General features: G+C 59.2%; 15 protein-coding genes. 8 read left to right on the top strand and 7 right to left on the bottom strand.

Annotated features, from left to right (window positions below; genetic code table 11):
* Positions 1-508: 508 nt before the first annotated feature.
* The 4 genes from tauA to tauD all read left to right on the top strand — a co-directional run bounded on the left by tauA (position 509) and on the right by tauD (position 4,118).
* Entirely contained in the window at positions 509-1,486 is a 978-nt protein-coding gene (gene tauA, locus ACIP66_RS05740) for a taurine ABC transporter substrate-binding protein (protein ID WP_400646168.1), read from the top strand.
* Between the two features lie 16 nt (positions 1,487-1,502).
* Positions 1,503-2,297 carry a taurine ABC transporter ATP-binding subunit gene (gene tauB, locus ACIP66_RS05735; protein WP_159812000.1) on the top strand — a complete coding sequence of 265 codons (795 nt, stop codon included), beginning with the start codon at positions 1,503-1,505 and terminating at the stop codon, positions 2,295-2,297.
* A complete protein-coding gene (gene tauC, locus ACIP66_RS05730) occupies positions 2,294-3,133 on the top strand; it encodes a taurine ABC transporter permease TauC (RefSeq protein ID WP_093440620.1) in 840 nt (279 codons plus the stop codon). The genes tauB and tauC overlap by 4 nt, the downstream gene beginning before the upstream one ends.
* A gap of 142 nt (positions 3,134-3,275) precedes the next feature.
* The gene (tauD, locus tag ACIP66_RS05725; protein ID WP_400646164.1) at positions 3,276-4,118 is read left to right on the top strand and encodes a taurine dioxygenase; all 843 of its coding nucleotides are present in this window, start codon (positions 3,276-3,278) and stop codon (positions 4,116-4,118) included.
* Positions 4,119-4,330: 212 nt separating this feature from the next.
* Here tauD and mgrA read toward each other — a convergent pair whose 3' ends face one another.
* From mgrA to ACIP66_RS05710, 3 genes are all read right to left on the bottom strand, one after another.
* Positions 4,331-5,368 (bottom strand): L-glyceraldehyde 3-phosphate reductase, encoded by a 1,038-nt coding sequence (mgrA, locus tag ACIP66_RS05720; RefSeq protein ID WP_400646161.1) that lies wholly within the window; start codon positions 5,366-5,368, stop codon positions 4,331-4,333.
* A gap of 193 nt (positions 5,369-5,561) precedes the next feature.
* On the bottom strand, positions 5,562-6,881 hold the full coding sequence (locus ACIP66_RS05715) for an LLM class flavin-dependent oxidoreductase (RefSeq protein ID WP_400646158.1): 1,320 nt from the start codon (positions 6,879-6,881) through the stop codon (positions 5,562-5,564).
* A gap of 1 nt (position 6,882) precedes the next feature.
* Positions 6,883-9,108, bottom strand: a complete 2,226-nt coding sequence (locus tag ACIP66_RS05710) for a TonB-dependent receptor (protein ID WP_400646177.1) — start codon at positions 9,106-9,108, stop codon at positions 6,883-6,885.
* 206 nt (positions 9,109-9,314) lie between these two features.
* Between ACIP66_RS05710 and ACIP66_RS05705 the strand changes: the two genes are divergently transcribed.
* On the top strand, positions 9,315-10,352 hold the full coding sequence (locus ACIP66_RS05705; RefSeq protein ID WP_400646155.1) for a LacI family DNA-binding transcriptional regulator: 1,038 nt from the start codon (positions 9,315-9,317) through the stop codon (positions 10,350-10,352).
* 99 nt (positions 10,353-10,451) lie between these two features.
* Here ACIP66_RS05705 and ACIP66_RS05700 read toward each other — a convergent pair whose 3' ends face one another.
* Both ACIP66_RS05700 and ACIP66_RS05695 read right to left on the bottom strand, forming a co-directional pair.
* Positions 10,452-10,853, bottom strand: a complete 402-nt coding sequence (locus ACIP66_RS05700) for a type II toxin-antitoxin system HicB family antitoxin (RefSeq protein ID WP_400646152.1) — start codon at positions 10,851-10,853, stop codon at positions 10,452-10,454.
* A 57-nt stretch (positions 10,854-10,910) separates the two neighbouring features.
* On the bottom strand, positions 10,911-11,093 hold the full coding sequence (locus ACIP66_RS05695) for a type II toxin-antitoxin system HicA family toxin (protein ID WP_159811995.1): 183 nt from the start codon (positions 11,091-11,093) through the stop codon (positions 10,911-10,913).
* 403 nt (positions 11,094-11,496) lie between these two features.
* On the opposite strand from ACIP66_RS05695, the gene ACIP66_RS05690 reads away from it, so the two are divergent.
* Together ACIP66_RS05690 and ACIP66_RS05685 are read left to right on the top strand one after the other, a co-directional pair.
* Entirely contained in the window at positions 11,497-11,757 is a 261-nt protein-coding gene (locus tag ACIP66_RS05690) for a hypothetical protein (RefSeq protein ID WP_400646149.1), read from the top strand.
* A gap of 85 nt (positions 11,758-11,842) precedes the next feature.
* A complete protein-coding gene (locus tag ACIP66_RS05685; protein ID WP_400646146.1) occupies positions 11,843-14,566 on the top strand; it encodes an RHS repeat domain-containing protein in 2,724 nt (907 codons plus the stop codon).
* A gap of 34 nt (positions 14,567-14,600) precedes the next feature.
* On the opposite strand, the gene betT is transcribed toward ACIP66_RS05685, so the two are convergent.
* Positions 14,601-16,562, bottom strand: a complete 1,962-nt coding sequence (betT, locus tag ACIP66_RS05680) for a choline transporter BetT (RefSeq protein ID WP_171057266.1) — start codon at positions 16,560-16,562, stop codon at positions 14,601-14,603.
* 380 nt (positions 16,563-16,942) lie between these two features.
* The gene (epsC, locus tag ACIP66_RS05675) at positions 16,943-17,869 is read right to left on the bottom strand and encodes a serine O-acetyltransferase EpsC (RefSeq protein ID WP_400646144.1); all 927 of its coding nucleotides are present in this window, start codon (positions 17,867-17,869) and stop codon (positions 16,943-16,945) included.
* Positions 17,870-18,059: 190 nt separating this feature from the next.
* On the opposite strand from epsC, the gene ACIP66_RS05670 reads away from it, so the two are divergent.
* Positions 18,060-19,052 (top strand): D-cysteine desulfhydrase, encoded by a 993-nt coding sequence (locus tag ACIP66_RS05670; RefSeq protein ID WP_053116515.1) that lies wholly within the window; start codon positions 18,060-18,062, stop codon positions 19,050-19,052.
* Positions 19,053-19,196: the final 144 nt, after the last annotated feature.

Genomic DNA, 19,196 nt, shown 5'->3' with positions numbered 1-19,196 from the left:
CAGCACCTCCTGACCATGATTGATACCTGTAAACCATGTCCCCGGTCTCAAACGTAAAGGATGTACCCGGTCTTTACCCACCCTAGCCCTCTCCCCGAGGGAGAGGGGACTGACCGCGTTGTTGATGCGAAGTACGCCGACCTGAACTACCGCGCCGAACTCATGCCTTGAAAAGCACAGAGATCGGCTCCCTTTCCCCCTCGCCCCCTTGGGGGAGAGGGCTGGGGTGAGGGGGCAAGAAATCTAACGTCGAACGCTCGATCCGAGATATCCACAATTTTGATCGTTCCCACGCTCCGCGTGGTAACGCCTCAAGGGACGCTCCGCGTCCAGGTGACGCGGAGCGTCACCGGCTGCATTCCCACGCAGAGCGTGGGGACGATCTGCTCCCTCGCTCTTAGATTTTTCCGCTCATAAGCTCATTCGAAAAAGTTATTTATTTACTGATTCTTAGATCATTTAGTCTCCTTTCACGCCGACGCTCGGTCGCCTGATATGGAGCTCTTCAATGAAACTGAATATCCCGCTTCGCCTGCTCGCCGCAGCCTCTCTGGCTGCCGCGAGTTTTCTGGCTCAGGCCGCCGACCTCACCGTCGCCTACCAAACCACCGTTGACCCAGCGAAAGTCGCTCAGGCTGACGGCGCTTACGAAAAAGCCACCAAAGCCGATATCGCCTGGCGCAAGTTCGACAACGGCGCCGACATCATCGCCGCCATCGCCTCCGGCGACGTGCAGATCGGCTACCTCGGTTCGAGCCCGCTGACCGCCGCGATCACCCGCAAAGTCCCGGTCGAAACCTTCCTCATCGCTACCCAGATCGGCGCCGCCGAAGCACTGGTCGCCCGCGACGGTTCCGGCATCAAGACCCCGCAAGATCTGGTCGGCAAGAAAATCGCCGTACCGTTCGTATCCACCGGTCACTACAGCCTGCTCGCCGCGCTGAAGCACTGGAACATCGATCCAGCGAAAGTCACCATCCTCAACCTCGCCCCGCCAGCAATCATCGCCGCGTGGAAACGTGGTGACATCGACGCCACCTACGTTTGGGATCCGGCGCTGGGCGTAGCCAAGGAAAACGGCAAAGTGCTGATCACTTCCGGCGAACTGGCCAAGTTCGGCGCGCCGACTTTCGATGCGTGGATCGTGCGCAAGGACTTCGCCGAGAAGCACCCGGAAATCGTCACCGCGTTCGCCAAGGTCACCCTCGACGCCTACGCCGATTACCGCAAAGACCCGAAAGCCTGGCTCGCCGACCAATCCAACGTCGACAAACTGGTGAAACTCTCCGGCGCCAAGGCCAGCGATATTCCGCTGCTGCTGCAAGGCAACGTCTACCCGCTCGCGGCTGATCAAGTCCTCACCCTCGGCGCGCCGACCACCAAAGCCATCACCGACACCGCTGCGTTCCTCAAGGAACAAGGCAAGGTCGAAGCCGTTCTGCCGGACTACGCGCCGTACGTCAGCGCCAAATTCATCACCAACTGATCGGGAGTTAACCGCGATGGCCTTGCTACAGCTGGAGCGCATCAGCGCACAGTACCCGGGCAGCCCCGAACCGGTGCTGGCGGATATTTCTCTGACCCTGGGGCCTCAGCAATTGCTCGTCGCCCTCGGCCCGTCCGGCAGTGGCAAGACTTCGCTGTTGAACCTGATTGCCGGTTTCGTTGAACCGAGCGCCGGGCGCATCACCCTCGACGGCGTGCCGGTCAAAGGCCCGAGCGCCGAACGTGGCGTGGTGTTCCAGGACGACGCGTTGCTGCCTTGGCAGGACGTGTTGGCCAACGTCGCATTCGGTCTGGAACTGGCCGGTGTCGCCAGGGACAAGCGCGAAAAGATCGCCCGCGAAATGCTCGCGCTGGTCGATCTTTCCGGTTTCGAAAGCCGCCGTATCTGGCAACTCTCCGGTGGCCAGAAACAACGCGTCGGCCTCGCCCGCGCCCTCGCTGCTGACCCGCGTGTGTTGCTGATGGACGAGCCTTTCGGCGCGCTCGATGCGTTCACCCGCGAACAGATGCAGGAGCTGTTGCTGCAAGTCTGGCAGCGCACCGCCAAGCCGGTTTTCCTGATTACCCACGACATTGAAGAAGCGGTGTTCCTCGCCACTGACCTGATTCTGCTCGCGCCGAATCCGGGGCAGATCGTTGAGCGTCTGCACCTGGATTTCGGTCAGCGTTACGCCGCTGGCGAGTCCGCCCGCGCGATCAAATCCGATCCGCGCTTTATCGAAACCCGCGAACACGTGCTGAGCAAAGTGTTCTCGCAACGCAGCGCCGGGCAACGGCAGGAGCGCGCATGAGCAGTTACGACGTTTCCTCGGCGGCGGTAAAACCGGTCAGCGCATCGGCGGTGATTCCGGTGCGCCGCAGCCTCAGCACGCGCTGGATCAGCTTGCTGACCTTGTTTGCATTGTTAGCGATCTGGTGGGCGGTGACTGCCACCGGTCTGATCGAACCATTGTTCCTGCCGCCACCGTCCGCCGTGCTGCAAAAAGGCTGGTTGCTGGCGACCACCGGTTACATGGATTCGACGTTGTGGCAGCACCTTGGTGCGAGCCTGAGCCGCATCGGTCTGGGTCTGGGTTTTGCGATTCTGACCGCTGTGCCGGTGGGCATTGCGATCGGCGCCAACCGCATCGCCCGTGGTGTGCTCGATCCGCTGATCGAGTTCTACCGCCCGATTCCGCCGTTGGCTTATCTGCCGCTGATTGTGATCTGGTGCGGCATCGGCGAGTTGTCGAAAGTGCTGCTGATTTATCTGGCGATTTTCGCGCCGATTGCCATTGCTACCGCCACTGGTGTGCGCACGGTTGACCCGGCGAAATTGCGCGCGGCGCAGTCGTTGGGTGCGACGCGTTTGCAGCTTATTCGTCATGTGATTTTGCCGAGCGCGTTGCCGGACATTCTCACTGGCGTGCGCATTGGTCTGGGTGTTGGCTGGTCGACGCTGGTCGCCGCCGAACTGATCGCTGCCACCAGCGGTTTAGGCTTTATGGTGCAATCGGCCGCGCAATTTCTGGTCACCGACGTTGTGGTGCTGGGGATTCTGGTCATCGCCCTGATCGCCTTCGCCATGGAAATGGGCCTGCGCGCCCTGCAACGCAAACTGGTGCCATGGCACGGCCAGGCCCACTAAAACATCTTTTTGAATCCCCCCCCTGTAGGAGCTGCCGCAGGCTGCGATCTTTTGATCTTGCTTTTAAAAAGATCAAGATCAAAAGATCGCAGCCTGCGGCAGCTCCTACAGAGGGTGATGAACGCAATTGAAGAGAAAGACCATGAGCAGCCTCACCATCACCCCGTTAAGCTCGGCCCTCGGCGCACAGATCAGCGGCGTCGACATCAGCCAGCCGCTGTCCCTGGAACACCGCGACGCCATCGAGCAGGCGCTGCTCAAGTATCAAGTGCTGTTCTTCCGCAACCAGCCAATCGAGCCTTCGCAACAGGCGCGTTTCGCTGCGTACTTTGGCGACCTGCACATTCACCCGATCTACCCGAACGTGCCGGAACAACCGGAAGTGCTGATCCTCGACACCGCCGTCACCGACGTGCGCGACAACGCGATCTGGCACACCGACGTGACCTTCCTGCCAACGCCAGCGATGGGCGCAGTGCTCAGCGCCAAGTTGCTGCCGGAGTTCGGTGGCGACACCTTGTGGGCCAGCGGGATTGCCGCGTATGAAGCGCTGTCGGCGCCGATGAAAAGTTTGCTCGAAGGGCTGACCGCGACTCACGATTTCACTCGTTCGTTTCCGCTGGAGCGTTACGGCAACACGCCTGAAGCGCTGGCGCAGTGGGAAGAGGCGCGACGCAAGAATCCACCGCTGTCACACCCGGTGATTCGCACGCATCCGGTCAGCGGGCGGCGCTCGTTGTTCGTCAATGAAGGGTTCACGTCGAAGATCAATGAGCTGTCAGAAACCGAGAGCGAGGCGATTCTGAAGTTTCTGTTCGCCCATGCGACGCGACCGGAATTCACCATTCGCTGGCGTTGGCAGCAGGACGATATTGCGTTCTGGGACAACCGCGTGACCCAGCATTACGCGGTAGATGATTACCGCCCGGCGCGGCGGGTGATGCAGCGGGCGACGGTGTTGGGGGATGTGCCGTTTTTTCGTTGAGCCGTTTTTACAGCCAAAAGCCCCTCACCCTAACCCTCTCCCGGAGGGAGAGGGGACTGACCGAGGTGTTTGTACAACCTACATCGACCTGAAATATCGGGTTGAACTCAAGCGTTGAAAGGCATGAAGATCGGCTCCCTTTCCCCCTCGCCCCCCTGGGGGAGAGGGCTGGGGTGAGGGGGTTGGATCTTGCTGATCCAACCCAATCGTCATCACTCCGCCGTCGAAGGCTTCTCCCAAAGATTGATCCCGCCCTCTTGGGCAAACCGGTCAATCTCCGCCAGCTCTTCCGCGCTAAAACTCAGATTCTTCAACGCCCCAACGTTCTCGATAATCTGCTCCGGCCGGCTCGCGCCGATCAACGCCGAGGTCACCCGAGGATCGCGCAGCGTCCACGCCAACGCCAGTTGCGCCAGACTCTGACCACGACGCTTGGCGATTTCGTTCAAGGCGCGCACATGAGCAATGTTGGCCTCGGACAAGTGCGAAGCCTGCAGCGAACCACCGCCCGGACGATTGACCCGCGCATCTGCCGGCACGCCGTTGAGGTATTTGTCGGTGAGCAGACCTTGCGCCAGCGGCGTGAAAGCGATCACGCCCGTGCCGAGTTCGTCAGTGGTATCGAGCAGATCCTTTTCCACCCAGCGATTGAGCAGGTTGTACGCCGGTTGATGAATCAACAACGGCACTTTCCACTCTTGCAACAGCGCGGCCATCTCGCGGGTTTTCACGCCCGAATACGACGAGATCCCGATATACAACGCCTTACCCTGTTGCACCGCAGTGGCAAGGGCGCTGGCGGTTTCTTCCAGTGGGGTGTCCGGGTCGAAGCGGTGCGAATAGAAGATATCCACATAGTCGAGACCGAGGCGTTGCAGGCTCTGGTCGAGGCTGGCCAGCACGTACTTGCGAGAGCCGCCGCCCTGACCGTAAGGGCCGGGCCACATGTCCCAACCGGCCTTGCTGGAGATGATCAGTTCATCGCGATACTGCTTGAAGTCTTCACGCAGCAGACGACCGAAATTGATCTCGGCGCTGCCGTACGGCGGGCCGTAGTTGTTGGCCAGGTCGAAGTGGTTGATGCCCAGATCGAACGCGGTGCGCAGCAAGGCGCGTTGAGTGTCGATCGGCGTGCTGTCACCGAAGTTGTGCCACAGGCCCAGCGACAGCGCAGGCAGCACCAGACCGCTGCGCCCGACGCGGCGGTATGGGATGGAGTCATAGCGATTTTCGGCAGCGGTGTAAGTCATCGAATCCTCTCTTGTCTGTCTTTTAGTCATCTGAAACCGAACACCTTTGTGGCGAGGGGATTTATCCCCGATCGGCTGCGAAGCAGTCGTAAAACCAGCGCACTCGGAACATCAGGTTGACCGAAGCTTCAGGTCTTGGGGCGGCTCCGCCACCCATCGGGGATAAATCCCCTCACCACAAAAGCCCTACCAATCATGCGAAACGGTTTACAGGTCGGGCCAGGCCAAGGTTCTGGCGCAACGTCCGGCCCTCGTATTCCGTTCTGAACAACCCACGCCGTTGCAGTTCCGGCACCACGCCATTGGCGAAGTCTTCGAGCCCGCCCGGCAGGTGCGGCACCAGCACGTTGAAGCCGTCCGCCGCGCCTTGTTCGAACCATTCCTGCAAACGATCAGCAATCTGCTCAGGCGTACCGACCAGGCTGTAATGCCCGCGCCCGCCAGCAATCTTGCGGCCCAACTCGGCGAGGCTGAGGTTCTCTCGTCCCGCCAATTCCGTCAGCAATTTCTGCCGGCTCTGCTGACCGCTTTCGGTCAGCGGCAACTCCGGCAACGGCCCGTCCAGCGGGTACTTCGATAAATCGAAGTTGCCCAGCATACGCCCAAGTAAAGCCACGCCAACCTCGGGTTCGACTAATTGCTGAAACGTTTCACATTTTTCCTGGGCTTCGGCTTCGGTGTCGCCGACCACAACAAAAACCCCCGGCATGATTTTCAGCGAATCGGCGCTGCGACCGTACTTCGGCAGGCGTCCCTTGAGATCGGCGTAGAACGCTTGAGCATTGACCAGCGAGGTCTGCGCGGTAAACACCACCTCAGCCGTTTGCGCCGCCAACTCGCGTCCGGTTTCGGAGGATCCCGCCTGCACGATCACCGGTTGCCCCTGCGGCGAGCGTGCAACATTCAGCGGCCCTTTGACCCGAAAGTGCTCACCCACATGATCCAGCACATGCAACTTCGCAGGGTCGTAATACGCCCCGCTAGCCTTGTCGCGCACAAAGGCATCGTCCTCCCAACTGTCCCAAAGCCCGGTGACCACCTGATGAAATTCGCGCGCACGGCTGTAGCGTTCGGCATGACCGATATGCTCATCACGACCAAAATTCAGCGCCTCGGCAGCATTGTCCGAGGTCACCAGATTCCACCCCGCTCGGCCGCCTGATAAGTGATCAAGCGAGGCGAATTTGCGCGCCACGTGATACGGCTCGTTGTAGCTGGTGGTCGCCGTCGCAATCAGGCCGATGTGCTCGGTCACCGCACTCAGCGCCGAGAGCAACGTCAACGGCTCAAAGTGATCAGAGCGCGCCATGCGACTGGCGATGTCCTGAGTCGGCGCGGCGACGCTGTCAGCGACAAACAACGCATCGAATTTCGCCGCCTCGGCAATCTGCGCCAGCCGCTTGTAATGGGCGAAATCCAGACCTGCATTCGCCGGTACTTCAGGATGACGCCAGGCCGCGACGTGGTGCCCGGTGGCCATGAGAAACGCACTGAGTTTCAACTGTCTGCTCATCTCAGAAATCCTTGCGCAGTTGCACGCCGAAGTAACGTTCGTCGTCGCGTGGCACGGCGCGGTAGATGTAGTTGCCACCGCTGGCGAGCACCGGCGAGTAAGACTTGTCAGTGAGGTTTTTGCCGAGCAGCGCAACGCGCCAGCCACTGCTGTAATCGGCGAGTGCGACGCTGGCGTTCCAAATGCCGTAGGCGCCCTGTTTGGTGTCGACGTTCTGGCTGATGTCGTACTGCACTTCGCTCTGCCAGCTGTAGTCGGTGCCGAGTTCGATATCCAGACCGTTATCCAGCGGAATCGTGTAGTCGGCACGCACGTAGCTTTTCCAGTCCGGGCTGAACGGCAGCGGTTTGCCGTTGACGTTGCAGGACGCCGCCGCGCCCGCCGGGCAGGCGAATTCGTCGATGCGTGCGCGGGTGTAAGCGAGTGCGCCGGACAGTTTCAGTTGCTGGGTCGCTTGCAGGGCGTAATCGAGTTCGACGCCCTCGGTGCTGACGCTGCCGGCGTTGATCAGACGCGTCACCACTTGCCCGGCGACGGTGTCGAAGAAGTTCGCCTGATAGTTGTCGTACTCGCTGTGGAACACCGCGAGGTTGGTGGTCAGGCGATTGTTCCAAGAAGTGGCTTTGATGCCCGCCTCCCAAGTGTTGGAGGTTTCCGGTTTCAGCGCTTCGGTGTCGCGCGGCTGCATGTTGAAGAACACGTTGTAGGCCGGGCCTTTGTAGCCGCGCGAGTAGGTCAGGTACGTGGTGACGGCGTCGCTCAAGTCGTACTGCACTCCGAGGCGACCAGACCAGCCATCTTCATCGACGGAACCTGAGCTGCTGGTCGCCGGTTGGATACCGCTGACGGTGGTGGCCGACGTCGACACGCGGCGGTGATCGTATTCGAGATCATCGTGGGTGTAGCGCAGGCCGGCGATGCCGCGAAAGTCCGAAGTGAAGTTCAGCGTGCTCTCGCCGAACACCGCGTAACTGTCGCTGGTGGTGCTGTAATCGGCGACGCCACGGTCGGTGCGCGTGGTGGTCGTCAGGGTGCGCTGATAGGTTTCTTCGTCCTTGCCGTGCATGTAGAACAGGCCGCCGACGTATTCGAGGAATTCGCCTTTCGGTGAGGCCAGGCGCAGCTCTTGCGAGTATTGATCGAACGCCAGATCACCCTTATCCGCCGTGCCGGGAAACGCTGCGGTCACCGTGCCGAGACGGTCGCCGTCCTGATATTGGGTGTTGTCCCAGCCACGCCACGCGGTGATCGACGTCAGCGTGTAATCGCCCAGTTGCCAGTCGAGCTGGCCGGACAAACCTTTGTTGATGTCCTCGACGTGAGTGCGGGTGTCGGTGTTGATGTCGCGGTTGTGGCTGGAGGCGTACGCCGGGCTCAGCGCATTGGCGAAGGCCGGGGTCAGCGACTTGCTGACCACGCCATTGGGGCCGTCGTCGTGGGACTGCATGTAGTCGGCGATCAGGGTGAAGGTGACGTCGTCATTCGGGGTGAATTCGAGTTTGCCGCGCACGCCGCGATGGTTGTAGCCGTTGACCTCCTGACCATTATGTTGGTTGTCGACGTTGCCATCGTAGGTGCCGAACAGCGTGCTGATCGAGCCCTTCAACGTCTCAGGAATCAGGCTGCCGCCGAGGCCGAAACGGGTGCGGCTTTCGTTGCCGCTGTAGTACGACTGATCGATGTAGCCGTGGGTCTCGGCGGTGGGTGCCTTGCTGGTGATGTTGAGCACACCGGCCGAGGCATTCTTGCCAAATAGCGTGCCTTGCGGGCCACGTAAAACCTCGACGCGCTCAAGATCCAGCAGATCCATGGTTGCCTGTCCCGGACGCGCATACACCACGCCATCAATCACCGTCGCCACGGTTGGCTCAACACCCGGCGAGGTGGAAATCGTGCCGACGCCGCGCACAAACAACGAGGTGTCCTTGTTCGACGCGCCGGTGCGAAAATTCAGCGACGGCACTTGCTGGACGATGCTCGCCACGCCGTTGCGGTTATCGCGTTCGAGCTGCTCGCCGTCGATCACCGAAACCGCGACCGGCACCTTTTGCAGCGACTCTTCGCGGCGGGTCGCGGTGACGGTGACCGACTTCAGCGTCGGCTCCTGATCGCTGCTGTCAGCAGCGAATGCATTGGGCAACGGCAACGCCGCCAACCCCGTCAGTAACCAGCCAGCGGCGCGAATCGACTGCGCCAGTTTGTGTGTCGCCCCAGGAATGTTGTGCATGTTCTGCCCGCTCGAAATTGGCCCTGATCCGCTGCCGTTCTGCGACGACAGCGCCTGAATCGGTGTCTTGGGCATTCGCTCGAGCGAGTAGCAGACAACGCGCTTTGTTAGCGCTAACATCGCCAATATTGGCCATCATCACATAGACCGTCCAATACTGAAAAATTAGTTTTATATGCGATTTGGTTTTTAACAAGGATCGGACCATGAGCGAAGAAAAGCCGCGCAAACGCCGTGGCGCCGGACGTGTGACCCTGAATGCGGTGGCGCGCGAGGCCGGGGTTTCGGCGATCACCGTGTCGCGCTACTTCAATCAGCCCGAACAGGTGTCGCCTGAACGCCGCGAGCGGATCGCGGCAGTGGTGGCTGATTTGGGTTACGTGCCGAATCTGGTAGCCGGCGGACTGGCCTCGGCGCGGGGGAAAATTGTCGGCATGGTCATTCCGAACATTTCCGGGCCGATCTTCGCCAACACCATTCAGGGCTTCAGCGATACGCTCAGCCGTCACGGTTATCAGCTGTTGCTGGCGTCGAGTTACTTCAGCACCGAGCAGGAAGAAAACGCGGTGCGCGCGTTTCTCGGCTGGTCGCCGGCAGCACTGGTGCTGACCAGCCATTTTCACAGCGCGGGTACGGAAAAAATGATCGCCGAGGCGGATATTCCGGTGATCGAAACCTGGGATTACCAACCGGAGCGGGAGCCGATGCAGATCGGGTTTTCGCATTTCGACGTAGGCGTGACGGCGGCGAATTATCTGCTGGAAAAAGGTTATCGACGCATTGCGTTCGTGCAGAACAGCGCTGCGGGTGACTTCAGCGCCCTGGAACGCCGCGACGGTTACGCGGCGACCTTGCGAGAGGCCGGCGTGGAGCCGTGGGTCTTTGCCCCCGACGCTGATCGCACGCCCTTCGAAGCCGGCAAACAGGCGATGGACGCCCTGATGAACGCCTCACCGCGCCCCGACGCGATCATCTTCGCCAACGACAACCTCGCCGCCGGCGGCCTCCTCGCCGGGCAACGCGCGGGCATTAAAATCCCTCAAGACTGCGCCGTTCTCGGCTTCGGTGATTACCCGTTCGCCGAGATGCTGCTGCCGAGCCTGAGCACGATCAAACCGCCGGCGCTGGAGATCGGTGTGCTGGCGGCGACACGCGTGCTGGAAAGTCTTGGTGTATTGCCGAGCGATGAAGTGCAACGGCTGAATCTGCTGCAGTGCCAAATCATCGAACGGGAAAGCACCTGAAACGGACATCTCAGTAGGAGCTGCCGCAGGCTGCGATCTTTTGATCTTTAAAAACAAGTCAAAAGATCGCAGCCTGCGGCAGCTCCTACAGGGTCATCTTTACATCGAGAGTTCGCGCAAGGCGGCTGCCGCGAGGAAACCGGAGCGGGAGCGATAGCGCTGGTCTCGCCGCACAGTCTGGTCAATACGCTCAAGCAGCTGTTCAGGCAGCGTGGCATTAAACCGCACTGACTTACCGAAATACGGGGTGATATCAAAATCGACCACACCCCAGATCCCTCCCGCGTAATCCGGGTTATCGAGATGAGCATCAATATCCCGCACTTGCGGCAACGGCGCGGCGTCGGCGACCAACCCCTCATAGTGAAGCGCCAACGCTTCCTGAGTATTCTCAAACGCCTCAGCGACCGTAGTGCCCGCAGAGAAACAGCCCGGTACATCCGGGATGATCACGCCATAGTCTGAGTCGGCATCCTTGTGCAGAACGACCGGGAATTTCATGTGAGTGCGTCCTTCCTCTGACAGGTCAATAAACGCCTTCGTTTCCCATAGCACACCTCATTTCAAGCCCGTCTGTTTGAGGATGCTGTTGACCGTACCTATGGGCAGTTCCGAGTCAGCGTGCTTGATCGTCACCCGTCCCTGCTTAAACGCATGCTTGTATTGGTGGTGACTGCCTTTCACCGCCACCAGATACCAACCATCGTCCTCGATCATCCTGATCATTTCCCGACTGCGCATTCCCTTTGCCCTGTTCGACCGCTGGAGCTGTTTACTCTAGGGGACGCTAGCGCCTGTAATACACACAATACACATCAAGATAAATATTAGCTCACGGAACGGACGCTCGGTTAAGGGCCAGTTCAACGGCAGGCGCGAGCCAGCGAACACCACACCTCGTGAGCCGTGCACATCTGGATGAGTCGCGAAATGTGTCCCGATGGAGAGGACCGGTGTTTTAGTGGTGTGGGCCGGATTGTCTATGCTCTAAAGGACACCGAGGTGACCCTATCGCGAGCAGGCTCACTCCTACAGGAGCTGCGTTGTACATAAAATTCATGTCCAACCACGCTCCACTGTAGGAGTGAGCCTGCTCGCGATAGCGGTCTTTCAGGCAATACACATCCACCAGGCAGAACCCGCCATGCACACCGCCATCATCATTTTCTTCGGCCTGGTTCTGCTCGCCCTGATGCTCTACATCGGCGAGCGCATCGGCTTCAGCCGGCAGACCATGGCCTACAGCTTCGCCGCTCTGTGGCTAGCGTTGGCGGTGATAAATGGCGCGGTGGGTGTAGTGCATGCGAAGCAACCGCTGGGTTCGGAAATAGCGATTGGCAGTGCGGTATTTGGCGTGCCGATGGCGGCGATGGTGTTGTTCATGGTGTTTTCCGAGCCGCAATAAGCGCTTCCACCCACCTGTTACTTCTTACAGTATTCAAAATATTCAAACGCCCTCACTCTGTGCGTAACACGTACGAGGGATCGTAATGTTCGCCGCCACCTCCCACGACACCGCGACGCCCAATCTGTCCGTCATCGATTCGCGAGGCATGGCCGTGCGGGTCGTCGACTATTATCGTCAGCGCGCCGAGCAAGCCATCGAATCGCGAATCGATCGGCAAGTCTCCGATCCGGCACGGCGGATAATCGCCCAATGGGATCCCCGACTCTGGGGTTCTGCGGCCAAACCCAATATCGCTACATTCTTTTCCTTGTCCGCGAAGACATTATTAGGTGAAAGCGTCGACAGTGGCTGGGCCTTGAGTTTGTTCAATGCCTCGGGTTATCCGCTGTCACATTGGGACAGTCGCGGAAGCCAGAGTCACGCTGAGTTGGACCCACTTCAACGCCCGGTCGCCGTGACCCAATATCTGGCCGCTCAGCCGCCGCAAGTGGTGGAACGACTAACGTATGGCGATGCCTGCGCAAGCGATAACCTGCGCGGGCGACTTGTGCGCCATGACCATCCGGCAGGAACCTTGCAACACTGCGCCTTCACGGTGACGGGCCAGTCGCTGATTGAGCAAACCCGGTTTCTGATCGATCTGACTACGCCGGATTGGCCGATGGAAATGGCGGCACGGGAGGTGCAACTGGAAAGTGAGGCCTTCACTACCTGTCACAGTTACAACGCCGTAGGAGATGTGATCGATCAAACCGACGCGATGGGTAACCGGAAGCTGTTCGCCTACACCCGGGCCGGCGAGCAAAAAGAAGCACGGCTGAAACTCGCATCCGTCGAAAATAAATCCGTCCTGCTGGTCAGCGACATTGGCTACAACGCCTCGGGTCAGGTCACGCATGAAACCGCCGGCAACGGCGCAAAAACCAGCCACGAATATTCGCTCGAAGACGGCCGCCCGATTCGATTATGTGTCCGCGATCCCGCCGGAAAAACCCTGCAAGACCTCAACTTTGTCTACGACCCTGTGGGCAATATCCTCAGCATCGACGACAAATCCAGGCTCACGGGCTACTTCAAAAACCGACGAAGCGAGCCGATCAATCGCTATCGATATGACAGCCTCTACCAACTGGTCGAAGCCACAGGCCGGGAAGTCAGCCAACCGGATCACGGCCCGTCATTGCCGGTATGGCGATCGCCCGCGGTCGATCCAAACCAATTGCTGCCGTACACCCAGAGCTTCGAGTACGACATCGCCGGCAACCTGATTGCCAGGCATCACAGCGGCGTTGAAACATTCACGATGTTTACGGCCCTCGACAGTAATCGCAGCGTGTCGCGAAAAGAAGATCAGGCTGACGCTTTCGATGCCAATGGCAATCAACTGGAACTGCAACGCGGACAGCGGATGAGTTGGGATGCGCGCAATCAATTGAGCCTGATTACGATGGTCAAACGCGAGGACGGGGCTGACGATAGCGAGCGCTACATATACGACAACCCCGGCAGCCGAGCCCGCAAGGTGCGCATGCTGCAGACCGGTACTCGCAGCTTGCGCAGTGAAACCCGCTACCTGCCAAGACTGGAAATTCACCGCAACGCAGCCACGGGTGAAGATAGGCATGTGATCAACATTGAGGCAGGGGCATGTCAGGTGCGAGCGTTGCACTGGGTGGCGGGACGTCCTGCAGAGATCGCCAATGATCAACTGCGTTACTGCGTGAAGGATCATCTTGCCTCGGTATCGCTGGAGCTGGATGATCAGGCGCAACTCTTGAGCCAGGAAGGTTATTACCCCTACGGAGGGACGGCTTGGTGGGCGGGGGCGAGCGCTGTTGAAGTCAAGTACAAGACCCTTCGATACTCAGGCAAAGAGCGGGATGCAACGGGATTGTATTTTTATGGGTTTAGATATTACGCGCCGTGGTTGCAGCGGTGGATAAGTCCGGATCCGGCGGGGTCTCTTGACGGTACCAACCAATATTTAATGGTCAACAACAATCCTGTGAACAGGACAGACAGCAATGGTTTGGTCGGTCAGGCAATCGATAGAAAAGCTGAAAGGTTGAACTCGTGGGGAAATCTTCCAGAAAATTTGATGCTCGTACACAGCGTTGTAGACAGCATGCACGGTCGCGACAGTGAACTGCTGAAATACAAAGCTGATGATGTTTTATCTCGCTGGGACGCCATCAGCACATCACTGATCAATCTGGATGATCGGAACACTCAAATAGTTGAGGCGCCAGCATCTCCACAGCCAGGGACACTTGATTCGCTACAGACACCAGAAACCTATACCGTTTCCGAGGCAATCACCTATAGGGAAATTGCCTTCAAACTTAAATTCACGCCCTCCAACATAATCACGATGTCCGGAGCAGATATGAGTTTTCCAAATCATATCGGCACTCAGCGCAACCCTGTCAGCGGTAACAAGACCGAAAACGCGGGAGCCCTCGCGAAACACGTGTTCCGTCCGCAGGCAAATTGGCCAAAACGCGATCATCAGGTAGTACTCAGCGTTTCAGAACTTAGAGAACTTCAACAAAAAAACTCAACCAACAACCCTGATTTTTTTCCACACAACGAAGTTGTGATTACGGGCCGAAAAGACGTATCACTCCATGCAGGCCTCCCCGTTTCACAGTCCGTTTCTGTTGCAGAGATATTTGTACTTCCAAGAGAACCGGTATTGCGTCGCAAGGAAAATGGTCGGCTTGAAGGCGTACTACCGCAGTATCTGCAAAACGCAGTCGACAAACTAAAAATACTGAATCCCGGAATACCCGTTTCCATTCGATAGCCCCCCTCCTGGAGAAGGGGCTATCGATTCATCTCTACCGAACCAAATGCAAAAACTGCATATGCCGTTCGTACTGATCGAGGATGTCGTTGATGATCTGTTCTTTGGTATAGCCGACCAGATCGTAGTCCTGACTGCCCTCGCTCAAATGCACTTCGGCGCGGTAGTAGCGGCGATTGTTGAGCTGCTTCGAGCCCATCCCGCCACGCGCGAAGGACGGCGTGAAGTAGCCGCGCATCTGCACCTGATAGATGAATGGATGCGCATCGCCATGGCCGATTTCGAGGCTGACGCTGTCATTTGCCGGATCCGGCTGGGTGACCACGTTCAAGCCTTTCTCGACGAACACCGCCGTCACTTCTTCAATCGCCGGACGCACCGTGGTGTCCATGAAACGGTACACCTCGTCGCGTGACGGGAAGTGCACAGCCTGACTCAGACGCTGTCGCCAGCCGCCCGTGCCACGCCGCGAACCGGAGACCGGTGCCAGCGAATGCAACTGCGCGATCTGCTTCTGCGACTCGAGATAGAACGCCTTGTGCAGGCCCCACATCATCAACAAAAGAATCAGCGAGAACGGCAACGAGGTCAGCACCACCGCTGACTTCAGCGCATCGATGCTGCCGGAGAACAGCAGCGCACTGGTGATCAGTGCAGTCATCGCGCCCCAGAACACCCGCAGCCATTTCGGCCCGTCTTCGTCCGGGCTACCGCCCTTGGCCGACAAAGTCGAGAGCACCACGGTGCCGGAATCGGCAGAGGTGACGAAGAACACGAAGCTGATAAACACCGTCACGGCGATGACGGTTTTGCTCCATGGATAGGTTTCCAGCAGCAGGTAAATACTCATCGACGGGTTGTCGAGGGCCGACATGCCCAGCGCACTCATGCCGTGGTTGAGCACCTGATCGATGGCGCTGTTGCCGAAGATCGACATCCACGCGAGGGTGAAACCGAGCGGAATCAACAGCACGCCGAAAACGAATTCGCGGATGGTGCGGCCACGGGAAATCCGTGCGATGAACAGACCCACGAACGGCGACCATGCGATCCACCAGGCCCAGTAAAACACTGTCCAACCGCCGAGCCAGTCGCTCGGTTTGTCGTAGGCGTAGAGGTCGAAACTCTTCATCGGCAAGGCGCCGAGGTAGTCGCCGATGTTCTGGATCAAGGTGTTGAGCAGATGCTGGGTAGGCCCGGCGAACAACACAAACAGCAGCAGTGCACAGGCCAGCAGCATGTTGATGTCGGACATCACCCGCACGCCTTTATCGACGCCGGAGACCGCAACAATGATCGCCGCGCCCATCATCAGCGTGATCAGGCCGACCTGAATCCACTGGGTGTGCGCGATACCGAACAGGTAGTCGAGACCGGAGTTGAGGTGCAGCACGCCGAAGCCCATGTCGGCACCGAGACCGAACACCGTGGCGATGATGCCGAAGCCATCGACCGCGTAACCGATCGGGCCGTTGATGCGTTTGCCGATCAGCGGATACAGCGCCGAGCGCAGCGCCAGCGGCAGGTTGTGGCGGTAAGCGAAGTAGGCCAGCGCCATGCCGACGAAGGCGAACACGCCCCAGCCATGCAGGCCCCAGTGCAGAAACAGAATCTGCATCGCCTGACGCGCCGCATCCGCGGTGCCCGCCTCGCCTTGCGGCGGCTGGAGCATGTGGGTCAGCGGCTCAGAGACGCAGAAGAAAAACAGCGTGATGCTGATCCCGGCGGCGAACAGCATACCGGCCCAGGACAGGTAACTGAATTCGGGCTCGTCGTGGTCGGCACCGAGTTTTATCTTGCCGTAGCCGGATAAGGCGGTGACCACCACGAAGACCAGATACAGGGTCATCGCGAGCATGTAGTACCAGCCGACCGTGTTGGCCGCCCAGTTTTGCGCTTCCAGCAACCAGGCGCCGGCCTGTTCAGGCATGGCGATGACCACGAGACCAAACAGCAGAATGACCGTCGCGGCGAAATAGAACACCGGCGGATTCATGCGTACCAGACCGCTGGCGGGGGTGGACGATGCACTCATGAAACGTGCACCTCGAGGGGTTTAGACGTGGCTGAAATGATCGGACTCAGCAAAGGCAAGCCTCCTGTTGTGAGCGGGCAGCGAACCACCGGTTTAACTTGAATGAACGTTCAAGTTAAACATGGATGGGGGGGTAAGGACTAATCGTACGGCTAGGCGGTAGTTTTCCTACGCTAGCTCAAGGATGGGTATGACGCGGGTTTGAGGGGATTCGTTCAACGACAACAGGACTCATGCACAAACCTGTAGGAGCTGCCGAAGGCTGCGATCTTTTGATGTGATTTTTGTAGATCAAAAGATCGCAGCCTGCGGCAGCTCCTACATGGGATTTGCTGCTTGGCCTACTTCTGCGTGCCGTCATCGTGCTGCAAGTTGGCCTGGGTCAGATTGCACCCCGCCGGCACACTGCGCGTCAGCCACACATTGCCGCCAATGGTCGAACCCTTGCCAATGGTAATCCGCCCAAGAATCGTCGCCCCGGCGTAAATCACCACATCATCTTCAACAATCGGATGACGCGGATGGCCCTTCTGCAACTGGCCGTCTTCATCTGCCGGGAAACGCTTGGCGCCCAACGTCACCGCCTGATAAATCCGCACACGCTCGCCAATGATCGCGGTCTCGCCGATCACCACACCCGTGCCATGATCGATAAAGAAGCTACGGCCGATCTGCGCGCCCGGATGGATATCAATCCCGGTCGCCGAATGGGCGATTTCCGCGCTGATCCGCGCCAGCAACGGCAGCCCCGCGCGATACAAATGGTGCGCCAGACGATGATGAATCACCGCCAGAATCCCCGGGTAGCACAGCAGCACTTCATCAACGCTACGCGCGGCTGGATCACCGTGATAAGCGGCTAACACATCGGTATCGAGCAGCGTGCGCAAGCTCGGCAAGGCCAGGGCAAAGTCCTGGATTATCTCAATCGCACGGGCCTCGACTTCGGTGTCATCCGAAGCGCTGTGGCGAGCGACGTAACGCAGCTCCAGGCGCGTCTGCGCCAACAAGGCATTCAGGGCGACATCAAGGGTGTGACCGACGTAGAAATCTTCACTCTCTTCGCGCAGATCCACCGGCCCCAGACGCATCGGGAACAACGCGCCGCACAGCGCTTCGAGAATCTCCGCCATCGCCGCCCGCGACGGCAACTCGCGACCACCCTGCTCGCCGGACGCCCGGCCGTTCTGTGCCCGCCACTGATCCCGCGCGCTGCGCAGTTGACTGACGATGGTCTGCAATTGCCAATGGCTGGAACGCTCGCTCACGGTAAAGACTCCTCACGGGCGGCCGGACTGTCTGGCCGCGTCAACGGCGACTACTTTACGGCATGCTCACGAGGGCGAATTAAGAACCGATAGTGCTGGGCTCAGTTCATTTGGCTATAAGCGATTCGCGGTTGCCCCTGCAAAAACCCGTGCCTATAGTCTTTTCATCTTTCTCCGCCAGTACGGACTCATGATCAAGAATCAGCTGGAACGCTTTAACCGCCTCGACCTGCTCGGCCATCCAACGCCGCTGGAAAAACTCGAACGCCTGTCCGCATGGCTCGGTCGCGAGGTGTACATCAAGCGCGATGACCTGACGCCGCTGGCCATGGGCGGCAACAAACTGCGCAAACTCGAATACCTCGCCGCTGATGCCTTGGCGCAAGGCGCCGACACGCTGATCACCGCCGGCGCGCTGCAATCGAACCACGTTCGGCAGACCGCTGCGCTGGCCGCCAAGCTCGGTCTCGGTTGTGTGGCGTTGCTGGAAAATCCGCTGGGCACCGACGACAGCAACTACACCGGCAACGGCAACCGACTGCTGCTGGATCTGTTCGACGCCAAGGTCGAACTGGTCGACAACCTCGACAACGCTGATGAACAACTCGCCGCCCTCGCGGTGCGTTTGCGCAGCAACGGTAAGAAGCCGTATCTGGTGCCGATTGGCGGTTCGAATGCGCTCGGTGCGCTGGGTTATGTGCGCGCCGGCCTGGAGCTGGCCGAGCAAATCAAAGACACCGGCCTGAATTTCGCCGCCGTGGTGTTGGCCTCGGGCAGCGCCGGCACGCACAGTGGTCTGGCCTTGGCGTTGAGCGAAGTGTTGCCACAGTTGCCGGTGATCGGCGTGACGGTTTCGCGCAGTGAAGAAGATCAGCGGCCGAAGGTGCAAGGGCTGGCTGAGCGTACGGCGGCGCTGCTCGGCGTCGAACTGCCGGCGGATTTCAAGGTCGAGTTGTGGGACGAATACTTCGGCCCGCGCTATGGCGAGCCGAATGCCGGGACGTTGGCGGCGGTGAAGTTGCTGGCGAGTCAGGAGGCGGTGTTGCTGGATCCGGTTTATACCGGCAAGGCGATGGCGGGGTTGCTGGATGGTATTGGTCGTCAGCGCTTTGATGAAGGGCCGATCATCTTTTTGCACACCGGCGGCGCGCCGGCGTTGTTTGCCTATAGGGATTTTCTGTAACGAGATCGTTCCCCACGCTCTGCGTGGGAATGCAACCTGGGACGCTCCGCGTCCCTTTTAAAGCCGGAACGCGGAGCGTCCCTAGAGCCGTTCCCACGCAGAGCGTGGGAACGATCAATATTCAAATAAGATCTAACAAATTAA

This window comes from Pseudomonas sp. NPDC088429 (genome assembly GCF_044753305.1).
Classification (GTDB): domain Bacteria; phylum Pseudomonadota; class Gammaproteobacteria; order Pseudomonadales; family Pseudomonadaceae; genus Aquipseudomonas; species Aquipseudomonas rustica.
The sequence above is the reverse complement of the archived record's forward strand: the minus strand, read 5'-3'. Positions and strand labels throughout refer to the sequence as shown.

What these genes read in the sequence shown, in the direction of transcription:
- tauA (WP_400646168.1), top strand. Translation starts at nt 509, where the DNA reads ATGAAACTGAATATCCCGCTTCGCCTGCTCGCCGCAGCCTCTCTGGCT.
- tauB (WP_159812000.1), top strand. Translation starts at nt 1,503, where the DNA reads ATGGCCTTGCTACAGCTGGAGCGCATCAGCGCACAGTACCCGGGCAGC.
- tauC (WP_093440620.1), top strand. Translation starts at nt 2,294, where the DNA reads ATGAGCAGTTACGACGTTTCCTCGGCGGCGGTAAAACCGGTCAGCGCA.
- tauD (WP_400646164.1), top strand. Translation starts at nt 3,276, where the DNA reads ATGAGCAGCCTCACCATCACCCCGTTAAGCTCGGCCCTCGGCGCACAG.
- mgrA (WP_400646161.1), bottom strand. Translation starts at nt 5,368, where the DNA reads ATGACTTACACCGCTGCCGAAAATCGCTATGACTCCATCCCATACCGC.
- ACIP66_RS05715 (WP_400646158.1), bottom strand. Translation starts at nt 6,881, where the DNA reads ATGAGCAGACAGTTGAAACTCAGTGCGTTTCTCATGGCCACCGGGCAC.
- ACIP66_RS05710 (WP_400646177.1), bottom strand. Translation starts at nt 9,108, where the DNA reads ATGCACAACATTCCTGGGGCGACACACAAACTGGCGCAGTCGATTCGC.
- ACIP66_RS05705 (WP_400646155.1), top strand. Translation starts at nt 9,315, where the DNA reads ATGAGCGAAGAAAAGCCGCGCAAACGCCGTGGCGCCGGACGTGTGACC.
- ACIP66_RS05700 (WP_400646152.1), bottom strand. Translation starts at nt 10,853, where the DNA reads ATGAAATTCCCGGTCGTTCTGCACAAGGATGCCGACTCAGACTATGGC.
- ACIP66_RS05695 (WP_159811995.1), bottom strand. Translation starts at nt 11,093, where the DNA reads ATGCGCAGTCGGGAAATGATCAGGATGATCGAGGACGATGGTTGGTAT.
- ACIP66_RS05690 (WP_400646149.1), top strand. Translation starts at nt 11,497, where the DNA reads ATGCACACCGCCATCATCATTTTCTTCGGCCTGGTTCTGCTCGCCCTG.
- ACIP66_RS05685 (WP_400646146.1), top strand. Translation starts at nt 11,843, where the DNA reads ATGTTCGCCGCCACCTCCCACGACACCGCGACGCCCAATCTGTCCGTC.
- betT (WP_171057266.1), bottom strand. Translation starts at nt 16,562, where the DNA reads ATGAATCCGCCGGTGTTCTATTTCGCCGCGACGGTCATTCTGCTGTTT.
- ACIP66_RS05670 (WP_053116515.1), top strand. Translation starts at nt 18,060, where the DNA reads ATGATCAAGAATCAGCTGGAACGCTTTAACCGCCTCGACCTGCTCGGC.